General features: G+C 67.1%; 22 protein-coding genes. 17 read left to right on the top strand and 5 right to left on the bottom strand.

The window, feature by feature from the left end; all coding sequences use genetic code 11:
• Nucleotides 1-12: 12 nt before the first annotated feature.
• From gshB to ptsP, 4 genes are all read left to right on the top strand, one after another.
• A complete protein-coding gene (gene gshB, locus JYG37_RS00540; RefSeq protein ID WP_124630922.1) occupies nucleotides 13-969 on the top strand; it encodes a glutathione synthase in 957 nt (318 codons plus the stop codon).
• 231 nt (nucleotides 970-1,200) lie between these two features.
• Nucleotides 1,201-1,671 (top strand): PTS sugar transporter subunit IIA, encoded by a 471-nt coding sequence (locus JYG37_RS00535; RefSeq protein ID WP_050014761.1) that lies wholly within the window; start codon nucleotides 1,201-1,203, stop codon nucleotides 1,669-1,671.
• 79 nt (nucleotides 1,672-1,750) lie between these two features.
• Nucleotides 1,751-2,020: an HPr family phosphocarrier protein gene (locus tag JYG37_RS00530; RefSeq protein WP_006477716.1), complete on the top strand. Its 270-nt coding sequence runs from the start codon at nucleotides 1,751-1,753 to the stop codon at nucleotides 2,018-2,020.
• 201 nt (nucleotides 2,021-2,221) lie between these two features.
• The gene (ptsP, locus tag JYG37_RS00525) at nucleotides 2,222-3,994 is read left to right on the top strand and encodes a phosphoenolpyruvate--protein phosphotransferase (RefSeq protein WP_050014919.1); all 1,773 of its coding nucleotides are present in this window, start codon (nucleotides 2,222-2,224) and stop codon (nucleotides 3,992-3,994) included.
• Nucleotides 3,995-4,062: 68 nt separating this feature from the next.
• Here the strand turns inward: ptsP and JYG37_RS00520 are convergent, their stop codons facing one another.
• The 3 genes from JYG37_RS00520 to gpmA all read right to left on the bottom strand — a co-directional run bounded on the left by JYG37_RS00520 (nucleotide 4,063) and on the right by gpmA (nucleotide 7,456).
• Nucleotides 4,063-4,815, bottom strand: a complete 753-nt coding sequence (locus JYG37_RS00520; RefSeq protein WP_050014775.1) for a HesA/MoeB/ThiF family protein — start codon at nucleotides 4,813-4,815, stop codon at nucleotides 4,063-4,065.
• 104 nt (nucleotides 4,816-4,919) lie between these two features.
• A complete protein-coding gene (locus tag JYG37_RS00515) occupies nucleotides 4,920-6,473 on the bottom strand; it encodes a S41 family peptidase (RefSeq protein WP_050014777.1) in 1,554 nt (517 codons plus the stop codon).
• A gap of 236 nt (nucleotides 6,474-6,709) precedes the next feature.
• Nucleotides 6,710-7,456, bottom strand: a complete 747-nt coding sequence (gpmA, locus tag JYG37_RS00510) for a 2,3-diphosphoglycerate-dependent phosphoglycerate mutase (protein ID WP_050014779.1) — start codon at nucleotides 7,454-7,456, stop codon at nucleotides 6,710-6,712.
• A 136-nt stretch (nucleotides 7,457-7,592) separates the two neighbouring features.
• Here gpmA and JYG37_RS00505 point away from each other — a divergent pair, with 136 nt between their 5' ends.
• From JYG37_RS00505 to JYG37_RS00485, 5 genes are all read left to right on the top strand, one after another.
• Nucleotides 7,593-8,015: a rhodanese-like domain-containing protein gene (locus JYG37_RS00505; protein WP_050014781.1), complete on the top strand. Its 423-nt coding sequence runs from the start codon at nucleotides 7,593-7,595 to the stop codon at nucleotides 8,013-8,015.
• Nucleotides 8,012-8,272: a glutaredoxin 3 gene (gene grxC, locus JYG37_RS00500; RefSeq protein WP_006477722.1), complete on the top strand. Its 261-nt coding sequence runs from the start codon at nucleotides 8,012-8,014 to the stop codon at nucleotides 8,270-8,272. The genes JYG37_RS00505 and grxC overlap by 4 nt, the downstream gene beginning before the upstream one ends.
• 108 nt (nucleotides 8,273-8,380) lie before the next feature.
• The gene (secB, locus tag JYG37_RS00495; RefSeq protein ID WP_006481561.1) at nucleotides 8,381-8,872 is read left to right on the top strand and encodes a protein-export chaperone SecB; all 492 of its coding nucleotides are present in this window, start codon (nucleotides 8,381-8,383) and stop codon (nucleotides 8,870-8,872) included.
• Between the two features lie 25 nt (nucleotides 8,873-8,897).
• Nucleotides 8,898-9,896 carry an NAD(P)H-dependent glycerol-3-phosphate dehydrogenase gene (locus JYG37_RS00490; RefSeq protein WP_050014785.1) on the top strand — a complete coding sequence of 333 codons (999 nt, stop codon included), beginning with the start codon at nucleotides 8,898-8,900 and terminating at the stop codon, nucleotides 9,894-9,896.
• 92 nt (nucleotides 9,897-9,988) lie between these two features.
• Entirely contained in the window at nucleotides 9,989-10,513 is a 525-nt protein-coding gene (locus JYG37_RS00485; protein WP_050014787.1) for an O-acetyl-ADP-ribose deacetylase, read from the top strand.
• A 34-nt stretch (nucleotides 10,514-10,547) separates the two neighbouring features.
• Here the strand turns inward: JYG37_RS00485 and trmL are convergent, their stop codons facing one another.
• Together trmL and JYG37_RS00475 are read right to left on the bottom strand one after the other, a co-directional pair.
• Nucleotides 10,548-11,018, bottom strand: coding sequence for a tRNA (uridine(34)/cytosine(34)/5-carboxymethylaminomethyluridine(34)-2'-O)-methyltransferase TrmL (trmL, locus tag JYG37_RS00480; RefSeq protein ID WP_124556154.1), 471 nt, complete (start codon nucleotides 11,016-11,018; stop codon nucleotides 10,548-10,550).
• Nucleotides 11,019-11,118: 100 nt separating this feature from the next.
• Nucleotides 11,119-11,916 (bottom strand): ComF family protein, encoded by a 798-nt coding sequence (locus JYG37_RS00475; RefSeq protein ID WP_050014792.1) that lies wholly within the window; start codon nucleotides 11,914-11,916, stop codon nucleotides 11,119-11,121.
• 81 nt (nucleotides 11,917-11,997) lie between these two features.
• Here JYG37_RS00475 and JYG37_RS00470 point away from each other — a divergent pair, with 81 nt between their 5' ends.
• From JYG37_RS00470 to JYG37_RS00435, 8 genes are all read left to right on the top strand, one after another.
• A complete protein-coding gene (locus JYG37_RS00470; RefSeq protein ID WP_050014794.1) occupies nucleotides 11,998-12,963 on the top strand; it encodes a methyltransferase domain-containing protein in 966 nt (321 codons plus the stop codon).
• Nucleotides 12,964-13,158: 195 nt separating this feature from the next.
• Complete coding sequence (locus tag JYG37_RS00465) at nucleotides 13,159-13,683, top strand: DUF2244 domain-containing protein (RefSeq protein WP_050014795.1); 525 nt, start codon at nucleotides 13,159-13,161, stop codon at nucleotides 13,681-13,683.
• A 55-nt stretch (nucleotides 13,684-13,738) separates the two neighbouring features.
• The gene (gene coxB, locus JYG37_RS00460) at nucleotides 13,739-15,331 is read left to right on the top strand and encodes a cytochrome c oxidase subunit II (RefSeq protein WP_124593425.1); all 1,593 of its coding nucleotides are present in this window, start codon (nucleotides 13,739-13,741) and stop codon (nucleotides 15,329-15,331) included.
• Nucleotides 15,332-15,374: 43 nt separating this feature from the next.
• Nucleotides 15,375-16,982, top strand: coding sequence for a cytochrome c oxidase subunit I (gene ctaD / locus JYG37_RS00455; protein ID WP_050014798.1), 1,608 nt, complete (start codon nucleotides 15,375-15,377; stop codon nucleotides 16,980-16,982).
• Nucleotides 16,983-17,062: 80 nt separating this feature from the next.
• A complete protein-coding gene (locus JYG37_RS00450) occupies nucleotides 17,063-17,203 on the top strand; it encodes a cytochrome oxidase small assembly protein (protein ID WP_089435671.1) in 141 nt (46 codons plus the stop codon).
• Between the two features lie 35 nt (nucleotides 17,204-17,238).
• Complete coding sequence (locus tag JYG37_RS00445; RefSeq protein ID WP_050014800.1) at nucleotides 17,239-17,856, top strand: cytochrome c oxidase assembly protein; 618 nt, start codon at nucleotides 17,239-17,241, stop codon at nucleotides 17,854-17,856.
• 16 nt (nucleotides 17,857-17,872) lie between these two features.
• Complete coding sequence (locus JYG37_RS00440) at nucleotides 17,873-18,073, top strand: DUF2970 domain-containing protein (protein ID WP_050014802.1); 201 nt, start codon at nucleotides 17,873-17,875, stop codon at nucleotides 18,071-18,073.
• A gap of 153 nt (nucleotides 18,074-18,226) precedes the next feature.
• Entirely contained in the window at nucleotides 18,227-19,084 is an 858-nt protein-coding gene (locus tag JYG37_RS00435; RefSeq protein WP_050014804.1) for a cytochrome c oxidase subunit 3, read from the top strand.
• Nucleotides 19,085-19,102 lie beyond the last annotated feature (18 nt).

Below are 19,102 nucleotides of genomic sequence, written 5' to 3'. Positions count from 1 at the left end.
TACAGGACCCGCATGGACATTCTTTTTATCGCCGACCCGCTCGAGCGTTTCAAGATCTACAAGGATTCGACCTACGCGATGATGGCGGAGGCCGCCCGGCGCGGGCATGCGGTGTACGCGTGCGAACCGCGCCATCTCGCGTGGACGGGCTCGGCGGTCGAGGCCGACGTGCGGCGCATCACGTTCGTCGGGGAACTGGACGACCTGCATCGCGACACCTGGTTCGAAGCCGGCGCGGTCGACGCGCGCCGTCTCGAATCGTTCGGCGCGGTGCTGATGCGCAAGGATCCGCCGTTCGACATGGAATACGTGACGTCGACGTGGCTGCTCGAGCTGGCCGAGCGCGCCGGCGCACGCGTGTTCAACAAGGCGCAGTCGATCCGCGATCATTCGGAGAAGCTCGCGATCGGCGAGTTTCCGCAGTTCGTCGCGCCGACGCTCGTCACGCGCGACGCGCAGCGTCTGCGCGCGTTCCACGCCGAGCACGGCGACGTGATCCTGAAGCCGCTCGACGGGATGGGCGGGATGGGCGTGTTCCGCGTGAAGCCGGACGGCATGAACCTCGGCTCGATCGTCGAGATGCTGAGCCACGACGGCACGCGCTCGGTGATGGCGCAGAAGTTCATTCCCGAGATCAAGGCCGGCGACAAGCGCATCCTGCTGATCGGCGGCGAGCCGGTGCCGTATTCGCTCGCGCGGATTCCGCAGGGCAGCGAGGTGCGCGGCAATCTGGCCGCGGGCGGGCTCGGCGTCGCGCAGCCGCTCACATCGCGCGATCGCGAGATCGCCGACACGCTGGGGCCGGTGCTCGCGTCGCGCGGGCTGCTGCTGGTCGGGCTCGACGCGATCGGCGACTGGCTGACCGAGGTGAACGTCACGAGCCCGACGTGCTTCCGCGAGATCATGGAGCAGACGGGCTTCGACGTCGCCGCGATGTTCATCGACGCGCTGGAGCGTGCGGCCGCGTAGGCCGCCTCCCGCGCAACTCCGGCGGCGGCCGCGCAGGTCCCCCGTCGCCGGAGCAGCTTGATCGGCCTGCTACAATGCCCGCTTGCCCGGTGCCGTGATCGGCGCACCGAAGGCCCGGCGGTCGGGCCGACACTGTTGCAAGGCTGAACATGAAACGTTCCCCATACTCGCTACGCTCATTGCCCCGCCGCGGGGTATCGGCCCGCCAGGGGCGGCCGGGAGCGATTTGACATGGCCGGGATCCTGATCATCGCGCACGCGCCGCTCGCCACCGCGCTGCGGGACTGCATCGCGCACATCTACGGCGGCGTGCCCGCCCGCATCGGCTGCATCGACGTGATGGCCGACAGCGATCCGGCCCAGGTGATGGCGTTCGCGCACGCGGAACTTGCGCGGCTGCGCGAAGAGAACGGCGTGGTCGTGCTGACCGACATGTACGGCGCGACGCCCGCGAACATCGCGGGCCAGCTCGCGAAGCTCGACAACGTGCGCGTGCTGGCCGGCGTGAACCTGCCGATGCTCGTGCGGGCCGTCTGCTACCGCACCGTGCCGCTCGACAAGCTGGTCGACAAGGCGCTGTCCGGCGGCGCGAAGGGCGTCCACGAGGTGTCGTCCGGCACGCCGCCGCCGCCGAGCGAAACCGGCTGCGGCCAGTGCGCGCCGATTCCGCCCGAACCGCAGCCGCGCACCGAATCGCCCTGAGCCTCCGTCTCCGTTTTTCGTTTTAGACCGACCCGCCTGCGCGCGCCGCCGGCGGTCCCGACCGATCCGACCGAGAATCATGCTTCAACAAGAAACCACCATCGTCAATAAATTGGGGCTCCATGCGCGCGCATCGGCCAAGCTTACGCAACTGGCCGGCAACTTCCAGTCGGAAGTCTGGATGACACGCAACGGGCGCAAGATCAATGCGAAGAGCATCATGGGCGTGATGATGCTGGCGGCCGGCATCGGCAGCACCGTGACGATCGAGACCGAAGGTCCCGACGAGCGGGAAGCGATGGACGCGCTGCTGAAGCTGATCGCCGACAAGTTCGGCGAAGGCCAGTGATCGCGACGCGCGATCGTTGCCGTTTCCAGTCGGAATGCCGCGGATGTCGCGGCATTTTTTTCGTCGGAAGCATTGATGCGAAATGCGCAATGCTGCGCTGCATGCAGTCAACAGGGAGTCGCGGAATTTATAATCGCTAACCGGGGTCATAAGCGCATCGCAGCAGTGTGCCGCGGCTTTACTTGTACAGAGGAGGTGCGCGTGTCCTTCACGCTGCATGGCATTCCCGTCTCACGAGGTATCGCGATCGGGCGAGCGTACCTGATCGCGCCGGCGGCGCTCGACGTCGCCCATTACCTGATCGAGGTCAACCAGACCGACGCCGAGGTCGAGCGGTTCCGCACTGCGCTCGACGTCGTGCGTCGCGAGCTCGAAGCGCTGCGCGCCGACCTGACCGACGACACGCCGAGCGAAGTCGGCGCATTCATCGACGTCCACACGATGATCCTGAGCGACGAGATGCTCGTGCAGGAAACCATCGACCTGATCCGCACGCGCCGCTACAACGTCGAATGGGCGCTGACCGAGCAGCTCGAACTGCTCACGCGCCATTTCGACGACATCGAGGACGAATACCTGCGCGAGCGCAAGGCTGACATCGAGCAGGTGGTCGAGCGTGTGCTGAAGGCGCTCGCCGGCGCGCCGTCCGCGTCGCAGGCGCTCGATCGCGCGGCCCGCAACGGCACGAACGAGATGATCGTCGTCGCGCACGACATCGCGCCGGCCGACATGATGCAGTTCAAGACGCAGTCGTTCCAGGCGTTCGTCACCGATCTCGGCGGCCGCACGTCGCACACGGCGATCGTCGCGCGCAGCCTCGGCATTCCGGCCGCGGTCGGCGTCCAGCATGCGAGTTCGCTGATCCGCCAGGACGACCTGATCATCGTCGATGGCGACCAGGGCATCGTGATCGTCGATCCGGCGCCGATCGTCCTCGAGGAATACTCGTATCGCCAGTCCGAGAAGCTGCTCGAGCAACGCAAGCTGCAGCGCCTGAAGTTTTCGCCGACGCAAACCTTGTGCGGCACGAAGATCGACCTGTACGCGAACATCGAGTTGCCCGACGACGCGAAGGCGGCCGTCGAGGCCGGCGCGGTCGGCGTTGGTCTGTTTCGCTCCGAGTTCCTGTTCATGCATCAGAAGGCGATGCCGGAAGAGGAGGAGCAGTTCGCCGCATACAAGCGCGCCGTCGAGTGGATGAAGGGCATGCCGGTGACGATCCGCACGATCGACGTCGGCGCCGACAAACCGCTCGAGGCGCTCGACGAAGGCTACGAAACGGCGCCGAACCCGGCGCTCGGGCTGCGCGCGATCCGCTGGAGCCTGTCCGAGCCGCAGATGTTCCTCACGCAGTTGCGCGCGATCCTGCGCGCGTCCGCGTTCGGCCAGGTGAAGATCCTGATCCCGATGCTCGCGCATGCGCAGGAGATCGACCAGACGCTCGACCTGATCCGCGAGGCGAAACGCCAGCTCGACGACGCGGGGCTCGCATACGATCCGAACGTGCGCCTCGGCGCGATGATCGAGATTCCGGCCGCGGCGATCGCGCTGCCGCTGTTCCTGAAGCGCTTCGATTTCCTGTCGATCGGCACGAACGACCTGATCCAGTACACGCTCGCGATCGATCGCGCCGACAACGCGGTCGCGCACCTGTACGACCCGCTGCATCCGGCCGTGCTGCACCTGATCGCGTACACGTTGCGCGAGGCGAAGCGCGCGGGCGTGTCGGTGTCGGTGTGCGGGGAGATGGCGGGCGACCCGGCGCTCACGCGCCTGTTGCTCGGGATGGGGCTCACCGAGTTCTCGATGCACCCGAGCCAGTTGCTCGTCGTGAAGCAGGAGATCCTGCGCGCGCACCTGAAAGCGCTCGAGAAGCCGACGGCCGACGTGCTGGCCGCGTTCGAGCCGGAAGAAGTGCAGGCGGCGCTGCAGCGGCTGTCGGTCGCCGAGCCGCGCGCGGATGCGGCCGCGTAGGCGTTTTCGCCGCCGCTAACGGTAGAGAAGTGTCACGCATGCGCGCTCTGGCGCATGCCCGTCGCGCGTCAGTGCCGGCCCCCGCACACGGGGCAGTCGGCCTGGCGCGCGATCTTCATCGTCGTCCATTCCATTCGCAGCGAATCGAGCATCATCAGCCGCCCGCTGAGCGTCTTGCCGATGCCGCCGATCACGCGCAGCGCCTCGGCCGCCTGCATCGCGCCGATGATCCCGACGGTCGGCGCGAACACGCCCATCGTCGCGCACGCGACTTCCTCGAACGGCTGGTCTTCCGGGAACACGCACGCATAGCAGGGCGCGGCTGCGTCGCGGAAATCGAACGTGCTGATCTGGCCGTCGAAGCGCAGGGCGGCGCCCGACACGAGCGGCACGCCGTGCGCGACGCATGCGCGGTTGATCGCATGCCGCGTCGCGAAGTTGTCGGTGCAGTCGAGCACGACGCTCGCGTGCGGCACGTGCGCATCGAGCCACGCGTCGTCGACGCGCGCCGCGACCGCGTTCACCGTCACCTCGGGATTCAGCTGCGCGAGCGCGTCGCGCCCCGATTCGACCTTGCTGCGGCCGACCGACGCCGTCCCGTGCAGGATCTGCCGCTGCAGGTTCGTGAGGTCGACCGTATCGGCGTCGACGAGCGTGAGCGTGCCGACCCCCGACGCCGCGAGATACATCGCGGCCGGCGAGCCGAGGCCGCCCGCGCCGACGACGATCGCATGCGCATCGAGAAAGCGCTGTTGCGCATCGATGCCGATTTCGTCGACGAGGATGTGGCGGGAATAGCGAAGGAGTTGATCGTCGTTCATGGGGAATCGTGAGCGAGGCGGGCGGACGTTCGTTATTTTAGGCGCGCATGAAAAACGGGCCATCGCGGTCTTCCCGCGATGGCCCGTTGGATGCCGCCCGGCGCTTACTGCGGCGCCGACGCGGGCTTCGGTGCGGAAGCCGGCTTCGCGGCGCTCGCGCCCGATGCCTTCGCCGCCGTGGCGGCCTTGGCGGCCGGGCCCTTCGTCGTGCTCTCGGCGAGCAGCGACTTCGACGCCTGGACCGGCTTGCCTTCGAGCTTGTTGAGCGCCTGCTGCATCATGAAGTCGTCGGCGCTGCCGAACTCGATCGGCTTGCGATCGCGATCCTTCTGGCGTTGCTCCGGCGTCTTCTTGTCGTTCTGCTCCTCGAGAATGCGCAGCTGATCCAGCCGGCGCTGCTCGCGCTCTTCCTGTTCCTTCTTCTCGTTCGGGTCCTGCGTGTTCGCGAGGTGGTTCGTGTAGTCGACCTCGCGCGTCACGAGCACGTCGTCCGGATCGCCGTCCGCGTACTGATCGACCGGCACGTCCGGCGTGATGCCCTTGTTCTGGATCGAACGGCCGCTCGGCGTGTAGTAGTACGCGGTGGTCAGGCGCAGCGCGGTGTCGGCCGTCATCGGGCGGACCGTCTGCACCGAACCCTTGCCGAACGTCGTCTTGCCCATGATCTGCGCGCGCTTCGAATCTTGCAGCGCACCGGCGACGATTTCCGACGCGGACGCCGAATACGCGTTCGTCAGCACGATCATCGGCACGGTCTTGAAGACCGGCGGCAGGTTCTTCAGCGGATCGCCGTCGAAGGACGGCAGGCGATAGTTGTCGTACGTATCGCGGTAGACCTGCTTCGAATCGGGGATCTGGCCGTTGGTCGACACGACGACCGAGTCGGGCGGCAGGAACGCGCCGGCCACGCCGACCGCGCTCTGCAGCAGGCCGCCGCCGTTGTTGCGCAGGTCGAGGATCAGGCCCTTCAGGTTCGGCTGCTGGCGCGCGATGTCCTGCAGCTTCTGCGCGAGATCGGGCGTCGTGCGCTCCTGGAAGCTCGTGATGCGGACGTACGCGTAGCCCGGATCGAGCATCTTCATCTTCACGCTCTGGACCTTGATGATCGCGCGCGTGACGGTGACCGGGAACGTGCGGTCGTCGCTCTTGCGGAAGATCGTCAGCGTGACCTTGGTGCCCGGCTCGCCGCGCATCTGCTTGACGGCCTTGTCGAGCGTCATGCCGCGCACCGGCTTGTCGTTGATGCGCGTGATCAGGTCGCCCGGACGGATGCCGGCGCGGAACGCGGGCGTATCCTCGATCGGCGAGATCACCTTGACGAGGCCGTCTTCCTGCGAGATCTCGATGCCGAGGCCCGCGAAGCGGCCCTTCGTCTGCTCCTGCAGTTCGTCATAGTCGGTCTTGTCGAGGAACGACGAGTGCGGGTCGAGGCTCGACACCATGCCCTTGATCGCGGCCGTCAGCAGCTTCTTGTCGTCGACCGGTTCGACGTACTCGCGCTTGATCTGCCCGAATACTTCCGCGAACAGGCGGAGCTGGTCGAGGGGAAGCGGCGCCGTGGCGGTCTGCTCGGCCGATGCGGAAACCTGCAGCGTGGCGAACACGCCCGTGGCGAGGCCCGCGGCAATCAGGCCGATGTTCTTCAAATTCATTCGCATAGAGAGTCTGGTGCGGTCGGGAAGCGCGTGGCGGTAGCGGGGATGTAGCGGACAAGTATAACTGTTCGTCCGATTACTCAGTGGAACGGCGCGAAAAGCGTCGAAAAGGCCGCTGAGGGCCCGGCCGGGGCGCCGCCGGGCGCGCTGCGGGGTTCGAAAGCGGATTCGACCGCGGCAGGGCCGGGAAGGTTCGCGCGGCGTGCGGGCCGAGGCCGGGCCCGGCGCCGCGCCGGGCGTCAGCCCGCCTTGCCCTGCTTCGCGACGGCGGCCTGCGCCTGCGCGATCGCGTCCGCGTCGCCGAGGTAGTAGTGCTTGATCGGCTTCAGGTTCTCGTCGAGTTCATACACGAGCGGTACGCCGTTCGGGATGTTCAGGCCGACGATGTCGCTGTCCGAGATGCCGTCGAGGTACTTGATCAGCGCGCGCAGCGAGTTGCCGTGCGCGGCGATCAGCACTTGCTTGCCGGCGCGCACCGCCGGCGCGATCGACTCGTTCCACAGCGGCAGCACGCGCGCGACCGTGTCCTTCAGGCATTCGGTGAGCGGCAGCTGCTCGCGCGGCACCTTCGCGTAGCGCGGATCGTTGAACGGCGCGCGCTCGTCGGTCGGCTCGAGCGCGGGCGGCGGCGTGTCGTAGCTGCGGCGCCACACGAGCACCTGCTCGTCGCCGAACTTCGCGGCCGTTTCCGCCTTGTTGAGGCCCGACAGCGCGCCGTAGTGGCGCTCGTTCAGGCGCCACGAATGGACGACCGGCAGGTACATCAGGTCCATCTTGTCCTGCACGTGCCACAGCGTGCGGATCGCGCGCTTGAGCACCGACGTGTACGCGATGTCGAACGTGTAGCCGGCCTCCTTGAGCAATTCGCCGGCCTGGTAGGCCTCGTTGCGACCCTGTTCGGTCAGGTCGACGTCGACCCAGCCGGTGAAGCGGTTTTCCTTGTTCCACGTCGATTCGCCGTGGCGGATGAGAACGAGTTTGTACATGGATCTTGCGGTCGGTAGTGAGAGGGAAGCGGGGCGCGTCGCGCGGCGCCCGGACCGGGCCCGCCATCGCGCAAGGCGGTTATTTTATAATGGCCGGATTGTCCTCATCCGATTTCTCTTTTTCCGGCGACATTCCGTGACGTTCTTTACCAATTACACGAACCTGGCCCTTATCGCGATCCTGCTGGTTTCCGGCGGCCTGCTGGCATGGCCGGCCCTGCGCCGTGGCCGCGGCGGCCTGTCGGCCGCGGAGGCGACGCAGCTCATCAATCGCCGCAACGCGGTCGTGATCGACCTGCGCACCGCGTCCGATTTCGCCGCCGGCCATCTGCCGTCGGCGCGTCAGGTCGCGGCGGGCGAGATCGGCGCGAAAATTGCGCAGGTCGCGAAGAACAAGAGCACCCCGGTGCTGCTCGTCTGCCAGAACGGCCAGCAGTCGCAGAAGGCGGCGCGCGAGGTCGAGGCGGCGGGTTACGCCGAGGTGCACGTGCTCGAGGGCGGCGTGGCCGCCTGGCAGCAGGCCGGGATGCCGGTCGTCAAACAAGGAGTGGCGAAGTGAACAAGGTTTTGATGTACAGCACGCAGGTGTGTCCGTATTGCATGCAGGCCGAGCGCCTGCTGAAGCTGCGCGGCGTCGAGCAGATCGAGAAGGTGCTGATCGATCGCGATCCGGCCCGCCGCGAGGAAATGATGACGCGCACGGGGCGCCGCACGGTGCCGCAGATCTATATCGGCGACACGCACGTCGGCGGTTACGACGATCTGTCGAAGCTCGACCGCGAAGGCGGCCTCGTGCCGCTTCTGCAAGCGGCCTGATTAGGGCAGAATGGCCGCCGGCCGCGCCGCGGGCTTGGGCGCGCAGGATTCATCCGTGGCGGCCGGCGAACAGCCGGGCCGCCCCGTCACCACTTTTAGGGAAACACCATGTCCGACGTCGAAAACCAACCGTTCTTCAACATCCAGCGCGTCTACCTGAAGGATATGTCGCTCGAGCAGCCGAATTCGCCGGCGATCTTCCTCGAGCAGGACATGCCGTCGGTTGAAGTCGAAGTCGACGTCAAGGCCGACCGCCTCGCGGAAAGCGTGTTCGAAGTCGTCGTGTCGGGTACCGTCACCGCGAAGGTGAAGGACAAGGTCGCGTTCCTGATCGAAGCGAAGCAGGCGGGCATTTTCGACATCCGCAACATTCCGGACGAACAGCTCGATCCGCTCGTCGGCATCGCGTGCCCGACGATCCTGTTCCCGTACCTGCGCTCGAACATCGCCGACGCGATCACGCGCGCCGGCTTCCCGCCGATCCACCTCGCGGAAATCAACTTCCAGGCGCTGTACGAGCAGCGTCTCGCGCAGCTTCAGCAGCAGGCCGGCGCGGCAGGTGCACCGAACGGCGCGCCGAATGGCACGACGCTGAACTGACGTTTCGCTCGGACCGGTGCTGGGTATGAAAGTAGCCGTTCTCGGCGCCGGTGCCTGGGGCACCGCGCTCGCGGGCCATCTGGCCGCGCGGCACGATACGCTTCTGTGGGCGCGCGACGCCGCGCTCATCGCCGGGCTGCAGGCCCGGCACGAAAATTCCCGCTATCTCGACGGCATCGCGCTGCCCGACGCGCTGCGCTACGACGCCGATCTCGGCGCCGCGCTCGCGCATGGCGCCGCGGACGACGCGCTGTGCGTGATCGCCGCGCCGGTGGCCGGGCTGCGCACGCTGTGTCACGCGATGCGCGACGCGGGCTGCGTGCCCGCGCACGTCGTCTGGGTCTGCAAGGGCTTCGAGGCCGACACGCATCTGCTGCCGCATCAGGTGATCGCGGCCGAGCTGCCCGAACAGCAGAGCAACGGCGTGCTGTCGGGGCCGAGCTTCGCGCGCGAGGTCGGTCAGTCGCTGCCCGTCGCGTTGACGGTGGCGAGCGCGTCGGCCGAATGCCGCGAGCGCACGCTTGCCGCGTTCCATCACGGCGCGATGCGGATCTATACGGGCGACGACGTGGTCGGCGTCGAGGTCGGCGGCGCGGTGAAGAACGTGCTGGCGATCGCGACCGGCATTTCCGACGGCCTCGGCCTCGGGCTGAACGCGCGCGCCGCGCTGATCACGCGCGGCCTTGCGGAAATGTCGCGGCTCGGCGTGGCGCTCGGCGGCCGCGCGGAAACCTTCACGGGCCTCACGGGCCTCGGCGACCTGATCCTGACCGCGACGGGCGACCTGTCGCGCAACCGCACGGTGGGCCTGCAACTGGCGGCCGGCCGCACGCTGAACGACGTCCTCGGCGCGCTCGGCCACGTGGCCGAAGGCGTGCGCTGCGCGCAGGCCGTGCTGGCGCTCGCGCGCGCGCAGTCGATCGACATGCCGATCACGCAAGCCGTGTGCGGCGTGCTGTTCGACGGGATCGCGCCGCGCGACGCCGTCAGCGGCCTGCTGCGCCGCGACGCGCGCGCCGAGTAGCACGGGCCGCGATCGCCCGGCACGATTGCGCCGGGCGCGCGGCGCCAAAGCGGACTACGCTTGAATCGTCTCCGGCGTTCCGCGAGGGTGTCATGCTGCAGATCCATTCCACCACGCTCGATGCGCAACGCGTCGACATCACGACGCTCGACGTCGATGCGATCGTCAACGCGGCGAACGGCTCGCTGCTCGGCGGGGGCGGCGTCGACGGCGCGATCCACCGCGCGGCCGGCCCCGGCCTGCTCGCCGAGTGCCGCACGCTCGGCGGCTGCGACACCGGCGACGCGAAGCTCACGCGCGGCCACGGGTTGCCTGCGCGCTACGTGATCCACGCGGTGGGGCCGGTCTGGTACGGCGGCGCACGCGGCGAAGCCGATCTGCTCGCGTCGTGCTACCGGCGCGCGATCGAACTGGCCGAAGAAGTCGCCGCGACGTCGATCGCGTTTCCGGCGATCAGTTGCGGTATTTATCGCTATCCGGCCGGCGAGGCCGTCGACATTGCAGTCGGCACCGTCGCCGAAATGCTGCCGCAGGCGCCGAGCCTCGCACGCGTGATATTCGCGTGCTTTTCCCCCGACATTTACGACCTGTACTGCGCGCGGCTCGCGCGAACCTGACGCCTTCAGCGCCGCGGGGCGCGTCCGGCGCGCGTCAGGCGCCGCCCTCGAAGCCGGCCTGGCGCCACGCCTCGAACACGACCACCGCGACCGTGTTCGACAGGTTCAGGCTGCGGTTGTCCGGCCGCATCGGCAGGCGCACGCGCTGTTCGTTCGGGAAGCGTTCGAGCAGCTCGGCGGGCAGGCCGCGCGTTTCCGAGCCGAACACGAACCAGTCGCCGGGCAGGAACGCGTGATCGTGGAAGCGGCCCGAGCCGCGCGTCGTGAACGCAAACATCCGCGCGGGATCGGGCACTTCGGCGGCGACGAACGCGTCCCAGTCGCGGTGCACGCGCATCTGCGCATACTCGTGATAGTCGAGGCCGGCGCGACGCATCCGCGCGTCGTCGAGCGGAAAGCCGAGCGGCTCGATCAGGTGCAGGTGCGCGCCGGTGTTCGCGCACAGGCGGATCACGTTGCCGGTGTTCGGCGGAATTTCGGGGGCGACGAGGACGACGTTGAACATGTTTCGGTTTGGCTGGGCCGACGGGGCCGCGCGATGCGCGCGGGTTCCCGGCCGGCCGGTTCGTGACGGCCGCCTGCGGGCGGCCGGCCTCTCTATCTAATTAATCCCTGGCGGTGCGCAGCGCAACCAGATTCGTCACGCGCACGGCGCCCGCCGCCTTCAGCGCCTGCGCGGCCGCCGCGAGCGTCGCGCCGGACGTCATCACGTCGTCGACGAGCGCGACGTGGCGGCCGGCGACGCCGCCTGCCACCGCGAAAGCCGCCATCACGTTGTCGCGCCGTGCGTGCCGGTCGAGCCGCGACTGCGGCGCGGTGTCGGCGACGCGCGCGAGCAAGGCTGCGTCCGCCGGCACGCGGAGCCGGCGCGCGAGCGGACGCGCGATCGCCCACGCCTGGTTGTAGCCGCGCGCGACGAGTCGCCGGTGCGACAACGGCACCGGCGCGACGAGATCGAAGCCGCTCGCGCCGCGCGTATCGTCGACCAGCCGCGCCAGCCGGGCCGCGAATTCGCCGCCGAGCGCGAGCCGTGCGTGAAACTTCAGGCCGCGCGCGAGCTCGTCGAGCGGCGCGCGGTAATCGGCGAGCGCGAGCGTCGCGTCGAACGGCGGCGGCGCGGTGCAGCACGTTTCGCACCGGTACGCGGACGTGCTACCGACGCCGCTGCGACCGCCGCCGCGTGACCGCGCGTGCCCGACACCGAGCGGCACCGCGCAAACCTCGCAGCGCAGCCGCGCTTCATTCCAGTACGCGGCATCGCAGGCGCCGCATATCACCGCGTGTGACAAATTGCCGCACAATGCGCAGCGATTCGGCAGCGTGACCGCGGCGACGCGCACGACCAGCGCGCGAACCTGCGACAAAACGACGCGCATCGTGCGCTCGGCGGAACCGCGGACCATCGCAACACTCCTGGCATGCCGCCTCAATGAAGCTTGCGAGGCGAGCGAGTATACTTCGGGCTCTTCGCCAGTGTGCCCGACATGTCCCCAGCTTCGACTTCCACCGGCCGTCCGGCCAATGACGCCAGGCGCCTGCGGCGGATCTTCGACCGCCGTGCCGCCACGTTCGACGCGGTTGCGTTCCTGCCGCGCGAGATCGCGCAGCGGATGAACGAGCGCCTCGAATACATCAAGGTGAGCCCCGCGGCCGTGCTGGACGCGGGCTGCGGCCCGGGCGACGACCTGCCGGCGCTGCGCGCGCGCTTTCCGGAAGCGCCGGTGTTCGGCGTGGACCTGTCCGGCGCGATGCTCGCGCGGGCCGGTCAGCGCGAGGTCGAGCAGACCACCTGGCGCCGCTGGCTGCCGGCGTCGCTCGGCCGGGCGCTGGGCCAGCGCGGCCCGCGCGTCGCGCAGGCCGACTTCGCCGCGCTGCCGTTTGCCGGCGGCGCGTTCGACCTGATCTGGTCGAATCTCGCGCTCCACTGGCATTCGCGTCCCGATACCGTCTTCCCCGAATGGCAGCGCGTGCTGCGCGTCAATGGGCTGCTGATGTTCAGCACGCTCGGCCCCGACACGCTGCGCGAGCTGCGCGCGGCCTGCGCGGACGCCGAAGCGGCGCTCGGCGTCGCGCCGCCCGCCGCGCGCGTGATCGATTTCGTCGACATGCACGACCTCGGCGACATGCTCGTCGAGAGCGGCTTCGAAATTCCCGTGATGGACCAGGAAGTGCTGACCGTCACCTACCAATCCCCCGATACGCTGCTCGCCGACGTGCGCCGCTGGGGCGCCTATCCGTTCGAGCGCACGGCGCCGCAGCATGCGACGCGGCGCTTTCGCGCGGCGCTCGGCGATGCGCTCGACGCGCGCCGGCGCGAGGACGGCACGATCCCGCTCACGTTCGAGGTGATCTACGGCCACGCATGGAAGGCCGTGCCGCGCACGACCGCGGAAGGGCACGGGATCGTGCGCATCGAGGACATCGGCAAGGGGCGTCCGAAGAATCGGTAAAGCGGTAAAGAGGGGTTTTGTTATGTCCGAAATTAGCGGCGCAAAGCGGGGTCGAATTGGCGGCAAAAACGGCCGGAAAGCTTGTCGCGCTTGGCTTGGCGGGCGATAGGCGCTTGCTTGTGGATGCCATTGAACCCGCCTATAATGCGTCAGCTTGTCGTCCCGGGGTCCCCGCAATACGGGGCGACGAGTCCGATGCAGGCATGCATCGCATGCCATTCGCGTGAGGCGGCGATGGAAGCAGCGAGCGTTTTGGCGAAGACGGCGGACAGCGAACCGGTCCTCGAAGACTGGCTGATGAAACGCAACTGTTCGGTGTCGCCACGCCAGTTCGTGCTGTTTTATGCGTCGCTCGCGGGCTTCTCGCTGGCGATCGCGGCGTTGCTGATGTGGAGAGGGGCCTGGCTCGTCATGCCCTTCACCGGCATCGAGCTGCTGGCGGTGGGTGTCGCATTTGCGATCTATGCTCGCCATGCGGTCGATTACGAGCGCATCAGGCTGTTTCCGCACCGGCTCGTGATCGAGCGGATGGATGCGGAGCGGCTCACGCAGATCGAATTCAACCCGCGCTGGGTGCGGGTCGAGCCGGGTGCGACGCCACGCGATCCGATTCGACTGGTATCGCGCGGGCAGACCGTCGTAATCGGGCAGCATCTCGCGCAGTACAAGCGTGCGCAGTTCGCCGACGAACTGCGCGTGTCGCTCAGGCGCTGCGGCTGACGAGGCGCAGTCATCGGCCGGAACGGGCCGGTGCTTGCGACGGGGGAGGGTTTGAATGGAAATTTTGGGTAAGGATGCTATGAAAACAATCAAGCGAGCCCTCGCGGGCGTGCTGGCATGCAGCGGATTGCTCTTTGCCGGTGCGGCCCTGGCGGTCGGTGATAGCCCGGGCGGCCCCCGTGTCAACGAGATCAACTTTCAGCCGCCTGTCACGAAGATCGCCGAGGAGCTCTACGATCTCCACACGATGATGCTGATCCTGTGTACGGTGATCTTCGTCGGCGTGTTCGGCGTGATGTTCTATTCGATCTTCGCGCACCGCAAATCCAAGGGCCACAAGGCCGCCAATTTCCATGAAAGCACGACCGTCGAGATCATCTGGACGATCGTGCCGTTCGTCATCGTCGTGCTGATGGCGCTGCCGGCGACGAAGGCCGTCGTCGCGATGAAGGACACGACGAACGCCGATCTCACGATCAAGGTCACCGGCTACCAGTGGAAGTGGGGCTACGACTACGTGAAGGGCCCGGGCGAGGGCATCGGCTTCCTGTCGACGCTGACCACCCCGCGCGACGAAGTGATGGGCAAGAAGCCGATCACCGACACCTATCTGCAGGAAGTCGACAATCCGCTCGTCGTGCCGGTCAACAAGAAGATCCGCATCATCACGACCGCGAACGACGTCGTCCACTCGTGGTACGTGCCCGCGTTCGGCGTGAAGCAGGATGCGATCCCCGGCTTCGTGCGCGACACGTGGTTCAAGGCCGACAAGGTCGGCACGTTCCGCGGTTTCTGTACCGAGCTGTGCGGCAAGGAACACGCGTACATGCCGGTCGTAGTCGAAGTCCTGTCGGACGACGACTACGCGAAGTGGGTCACCGCGCAGAAGGCGAAGCTGGCCGGCGCGGCGGTCGATCCGAACAAGGTCTACACGATGGCCGAACTCGTCGCGCACGGCGAGGAAGTCTACAAGGCGAACTGCGCGGCCTGCCACCAGGTGAACGGCAAGGGCCTCGGCGCATTCCCGGCGATGGACGGCAGCCCGATCGTGAACGGCCCGATCGCCGCGCACGTCGAGCGCGTGCTGCACGGCAAGGGCGCGATGCCGTCGTGGGCGTCGCTGTCGGACCTCGACATCGCTTCGGTCGTCACGTACGAACGCAACTCGTGGGGCAACCACAAGAACGACCTGCTGCAGCCGAAGCAAGTGGCCGACGCACGCAACGGCAAGCTGCCGGAAGACACGGCGGGCGCGGCAACGGCACCGGCCGAAGCGGCTTCGGCGCCGGCGCAAGCCGCGTCGGGCGCCGAGCAGCCGGCGGCAGCGGCATCGGCCGCGCTGTCGACGATCTACTTCGAGACGGGCAAGAGCGTGCTGCCGGCCGACGCGAAGGCGGCGATCGCCGCCGCGGCCGACTATGCGAAGGCGCATCCGGACGCGAAGCTCGCACTGTCGGGCTTCACCGACAAGACGGGCTCGGCCGACGCGAACGCCGAACTGGCGAAGCATCGGGCGCAGGCCGTGCGCGATGCGCTGAAGGCAGCAGGCGTGGCGGAAGACCACATTATTCTCAAAAAGCCGGAAACGATCACGGGCGGGGCTGACGCGAAGGAAGCCCGGCGTGTCGAGATCGGCCCGGCGGCTTGACGTGTCGCTGAGTTAGTCGACGTATTCGCATTAGGAGATTCTCATGTCTAGCATCGGGCACGACGTAGCCGCGGACCACGCGCACGACGACCACGCGCACGAAGCCCCGCACGGCTGGCGTCGCTGGCTGTTCGCCACCAACCACAAGGACATCGGTACGCTGTACCTGCTGTTCTCGTTCATCATGTTCCTGTCGGGCGGCGTGATGGCGCTCGGCATCCGTGCCGAGCTGTTCGAGCCGGGCCTGCAGATCATGCGTCCGGAGTTCTTCAACGAACTCACGACGATGCACGGCCTGATCATGGTGTTCGGCGCGATCATGCCGGCGTTCGTCGGCTTCGCGAACTGGATGATTCCGCTGCAGATCGGCGCATCCGACATGGCGTTCGCGCGGATGAACAACTTCAGCTTCTGGCTGCTGCCGGTCGCGGCCGTGCTGCTGGTCGGCTCGTTCTTCGCGCCGGGCGGCGCGACGGCCGCCGGCTGGACGCTGTACGCACCGCTGTCGACGCAGATGGGCCCGGGCATGGACTTCGCGATCTTCGCGGTCCACATCATGGGCGCGTCGTCGATCATGGGCGGGATCAACATCGTCGTGACGATCCTGAACATGCGCGCACCGGGCATGACGCTGATGAAGATGCCGATGTTCGCGTGGACGTGGCTGATCACCGCGTACCTGCTGATCGCCGTGATGCCGGTTCTGGCAGGCGCGATCACGATGGTGCTGTTCGACCGCCACTTCGGCACGTCGTTCTTCAACGCGGCAGGCGGCGGCGACCCGGTGATGTACCAGCACATCTTCTGGTTCTTCGGCCACCCCGAGGTGTACATCATGATTCTGCCGGCGTTCGGGATCGTGTCGCAGGTGATCCCGGCGTTCGCACGCAAGACGCTGTTCGGCTATAGCTCGATGGTGTACGCGACGGCGTCGATCGCGATCCTGTCGTTCATGGTCTGGGCGCACCACATGTTCGCGACGGGCATGCCGGTCACCGGCCAGCTGTTCTTCATGTACGCGACGATGCTGATCGCGGTGCCGACGGGCGTGAAGGTGTTCAACTGGCTCGCGACGATGTGGCGCGGCTCGATGACGTTCGAAACCCCGATGCTGTTCGCGATCGGCTTCCTGTTCGTGTTCACGTTCGGCGGCCTGACGGGCCTGATGCTCGCGATGGCGCCGCTCGACATCCAGTATCACGGCACCTACTTCGTGGTCGCGCACTTCCACTACGTGCTGGTGGCCGGCTCATTGTTCGCGCTGTTCTCGGGCTGGTATTACTGGGCACCGAAGTGGACGGGCTGGATGTACAACGAGACGCGCGGCAAGATCCACTTCTGGGCGTCGATGATCTTCTTCAACCTGACGTTCTTCCCGATGCACTTCGTCGGTCTCGCGGGCATGCCGCGCCGCTATGCGGACTACCCGGCGCAGTTCACGGACTTCAACCAGGTGGCGACGATCGGCGCATTCGGCTTCGGCCTCGCGCAGGTGTACTTCCTGTTCGCGGTCGCGCTGCCGGCCTACCGCGGCGGCGGCGACCTGGAAAAGGCGTCGGACAAGCCGTGGGATGGCGCGACGGGCCTCGAGTGGACGGTGCCGAGCCCGGCTCCGTTCCACACGTTCGAGCAACCGCCGCACGTCGAGTAAGTTTCACCGAGCGTTCCGCCGCTGCCTGCCGCGCAGGCAGGCGCGGCGGGCGCGGAACGGAAGTTTCAGCGAAGTTTCAGATGACCCGGAATCCATCAGAAAGACGAACGCCCGAGCAGATTCGCGCGGGCAACAAGCGGCTCGGCCTCACCCTGCTCGTCATCGCCGCCGTTTTTTTCGTGGGTGTCGTGATCAAGCAGTGGTGGCTGTCCACCCACTGATGCAGCAACTGACGCAGTAGCGAGGAAGTCGTCGTATGTCGAAGCCGGAAGAGCCGGAAGCGGGCGCCGTGGATCGCGCGTTCAATCGTTCGATGCTGGTGAAGCTCTTCGTCGTGGCCGGGCTGATGTTCGGTTTCGGCTTCGCGCTGATCCCGATGTATCGGGCGATTTGCCAGATCACCGGCATCAACAACCTGGTGCAGCGCGATGTCAGCGAGCGCGAGGTGAAGAACTCGCAGGTCGACACCAGCCGCACGGTGTCGGTCGAGTTCGATGCGAACGCACGCGGGCCGCTCGGGTTCAAGCCGGAGCACAACAGCCTCGACGTGCATCCGGGCGAACTGACGACGATCGTGTACGACGTGACGAACGGGCAGGGCCGGCCGGTCGTCGCGCAGGCGATTCCGAGCTACGCGCCGAAGCAGGCGACCGAGTTCTTCAAGAAGATCGAATGCTTTTGCTTCACGCAGCAGACGCTGACCGCGAACGAGTCGCGCAAGATGCCGGTGGTGTTCGTGATCGACCCGAAATTGCCGAAGGACGTGAAGACGATCACGTTGTCGTACACGTTCTTCGAGCTGAATACCCCGGCCACGCCGGCGCCGGCGCAGCGCAGTACGGCGGCGCAGGGTGCGGCGAAGCCGGACGCATGACGAAGGAGACGGGGCGATGACGGAAACCAAGCGGAGCGGGACGTTCGGTCAGGCGCTGAAAGCGGTGCTGTGGTCGTTCTTCGGGGTGCGCAAGCGGCGCGACCTGGAGGCCGATGCGACGCAGCTCAATCCGCTGCACGTGCTGATCGTCGCGTTGCTCGCGGCCGGCGTGTTCATCGGCGTGCTGATCCTGATCGTGCGTGCGGTCGTGGGCTGAAGGCGCGCGGCTAGCGGCCCGCGGCCTCGAAAGAATGCAGTGCGCGGCGCCACGGCGCGGCGTGCAGGGAAGAGCGGTGGCGGTCTCGCCGCGCAAGAAATAAAGCCGGAGCGGTTTCCGGTACACAAATTGGACTGAAGTGGAGAATCAAGCATGAGCGGTCAAAACCAGACCCCGTACTATTTCGTGCCGCATCCGTCGCAGCATCCGATCAGCGCGGCCATCGGCCTGCTGGTCATGCTCGGGTCGACAGCGCTGTGGATCAACGGTCACGACTGGGCGCCGTATGCGGCGCTGCTCGGCCTGCTGTGGTTGCTCTTCACGCTGTATCACTGGTTCGGCGACGCGATCGCCGAATCGGAAGGCGGTCAATACGGCAAGAACGTCGACAAGTCGTACCGCTGGAGCATGAGCTGGTTCATCTTCTCGGAAGTGATGTTCTTCGGCGCATTCTTCGGCGCGCTGTTCTATGCGCGTGAAATCGCGCTGCACCAGCTCGGCAGCCTCGACTACAAGCTGATCTGGCCGGACTTCTCCGCCGTGTGGCCGAACGAAGGCCCCGCCGCGCTCGCCGGTCACTTCAAGACGATGGGCCCGTGGCCGATCCCGACGCTGAACACCGCGTTCCTGCTGTCGTCGGGCGTGACGCTGACGATCTCGCACCACGCGCTGCGCGACGATCATCGCAAGAAGGCGATCGCGTGGCTCGCCGCGACGCTCGTGTTCGGTGTCTGCTTCCTGTTCCTGCAGGGCTTCGAGTACTACCACGCATACAACGAACTGAACCTGACGCTGAACTCGGGCGTGTACGGTTCGACGTTCTTCCTGCTGACCGGCTTCCACGGCTTCCACGTGTTCCTCGGTGGCACGATGCTCGCGGTGGTGCTGGTGCGGATGATCCGCGGCCACTTCAAGCCCGATCATCACTTCGCATTCGAAGGCGCCGCGTGGTACTGGCACTTCGTCGACGTCGTCTGGCTCGGCCTGTACGTCGTCGTCTACTGGCTGTAAATGGAAAAACGGCCCGCG

Source organism: Burkholderia sp. LAS2 (genome assembly GCF_018417615.1).
Classification (GTDB): domain Bacteria; phylum Pseudomonadota; class Gammaproteobacteria; order Burkholderiales; family Burkholderiaceae; genus Burkholderia; species Burkholderia sola.
Note: the sequence above shows the minus strand (reverse complement) of the source record. Positions and strands in the feature narration are given on the sequence as shown.

Bases quoted from the DNA above. Each gene is read 5' to 3' on its own strand.
- JYG37_RS00520 (WP_050014775.1), bottom strand. From the start codon at position 4,815: ATGAACGACGATCAACTCCTTCGCTATTCCCGCCACATCCTCGTCGAC.
- secB (WP_006481561.1), top strand. From the start codon at position 8,381: ATGTCCGACGTCGAAAACCAACCGTTCTTCAACATCCAGCGCGTCTAC.
- JYG37_RS00465 (WP_050014795.1), top strand. From the start codon at position 13,159: ATGCAGGCATGCATCGCATGCCATTCGCGTGAGGCGGCGATGGAAGCA.
- gshB (WP_124630922.1), top strand. From the start codon at position 13: ATGGACATTCTTTTTATCGCCGACCCGCTCGAGCGTTTCAAGATCTAC.
- JYG37_RS00440 (WP_050014802.1), top strand. From the start codon at position 17,873: ATGACGGAAACCAAGCGGAGCGGGACGTTCGGTCAGGCGCTGAAAGCG.
- JYG37_RS00535 (WP_050014761.1), top strand. From the start codon at position 1,201: ATGGCCGGGATCCTGATCATCGCGCACGCGCCGCTCGCCACCGCGCTG.
- JYG37_RS00450 (WP_089435671.1), top strand. From the start codon at position 17,063: ATGACCCGGAATCCATCAGAAAGACGAACGCCCGAGCAGATTCGCGCG.
- JYG37_RS00470 (WP_050014794.1), top strand. From the start codon at position 11,998: ATGTCCCCAGCTTCGACTTCCACCGGCCGTCCGGCCAATGACGCCAGG.
- JYG37_RS00445 (WP_050014800.1), top strand. From the start codon at position 17,239: ATGTCGAAGCCGGAAGAGCCGGAAGCGGGCGCCGTGGATCGCGCGTTC.
- JYG37_RS00475 (WP_050014792.1), bottom strand. From the start codon at position 11,916: ATGGTCCGCGGTTCCGCCGAGCGCACGATGCGCGTCGTTTTGTCGCAG.
- JYG37_RS00530 (WP_006477716.1), top strand. From the start codon at position 1,751: ATGCTTCAACAAGAAACCACCATCGTCAATAAATTGGGGCTCCATGCG.
- JYG37_RS00435 (WP_050014804.1), top strand. From the start codon at position 18,227: ATGAGCGGTCAAAACCAGACCCCGTACTATTTCGTGCCGCATCCGTCG.
- coxB (WP_124593425.1), top strand. From the start codon at position 13,739: ATGGAAATTTTGGGTAAGGATGCTATGAAAACAATCAAGCGAGCCCTC.
- trmL (WP_124556154.1), bottom strand. From the start codon at position 11,018: ATGTTCAACGTCGTCCTCGTCGCCCCCGAAATTCCGCCGAACACCGGC.
- JYG37_RS00485 (WP_050014787.1), top strand. From the start codon at position 9,989: ATGCTGCAGATCCATTCCACCACGCTCGATGCGCAACGCGTCGACATC.
- JYG37_RS00490 (WP_050014785.1), top strand. From the start codon at position 8,898: ATGAAAGTAGCCGTTCTCGGCGCCGGTGCCTGGGGCACCGCGCTCGCG.
- JYG37_RS00515 (WP_050014777.1), bottom strand. From the start codon at position 6,473: ATGCGAATGAATTTGAAGAACATCGGCCTGATTGCCGCGGGCCTCGCC.
- ctaD (WP_050014798.1), top strand. From the start codon at position 15,375: ATGTCTAGCATCGGGCACGACGTAGCCGCGGACCACGCGCACGACGAC.
- gpmA (WP_050014779.1), bottom strand. From the start codon at position 7,456: ATGTACAAACTCGTTCTCATCCGCCACGGCGAATCGACGTGGAACAAG.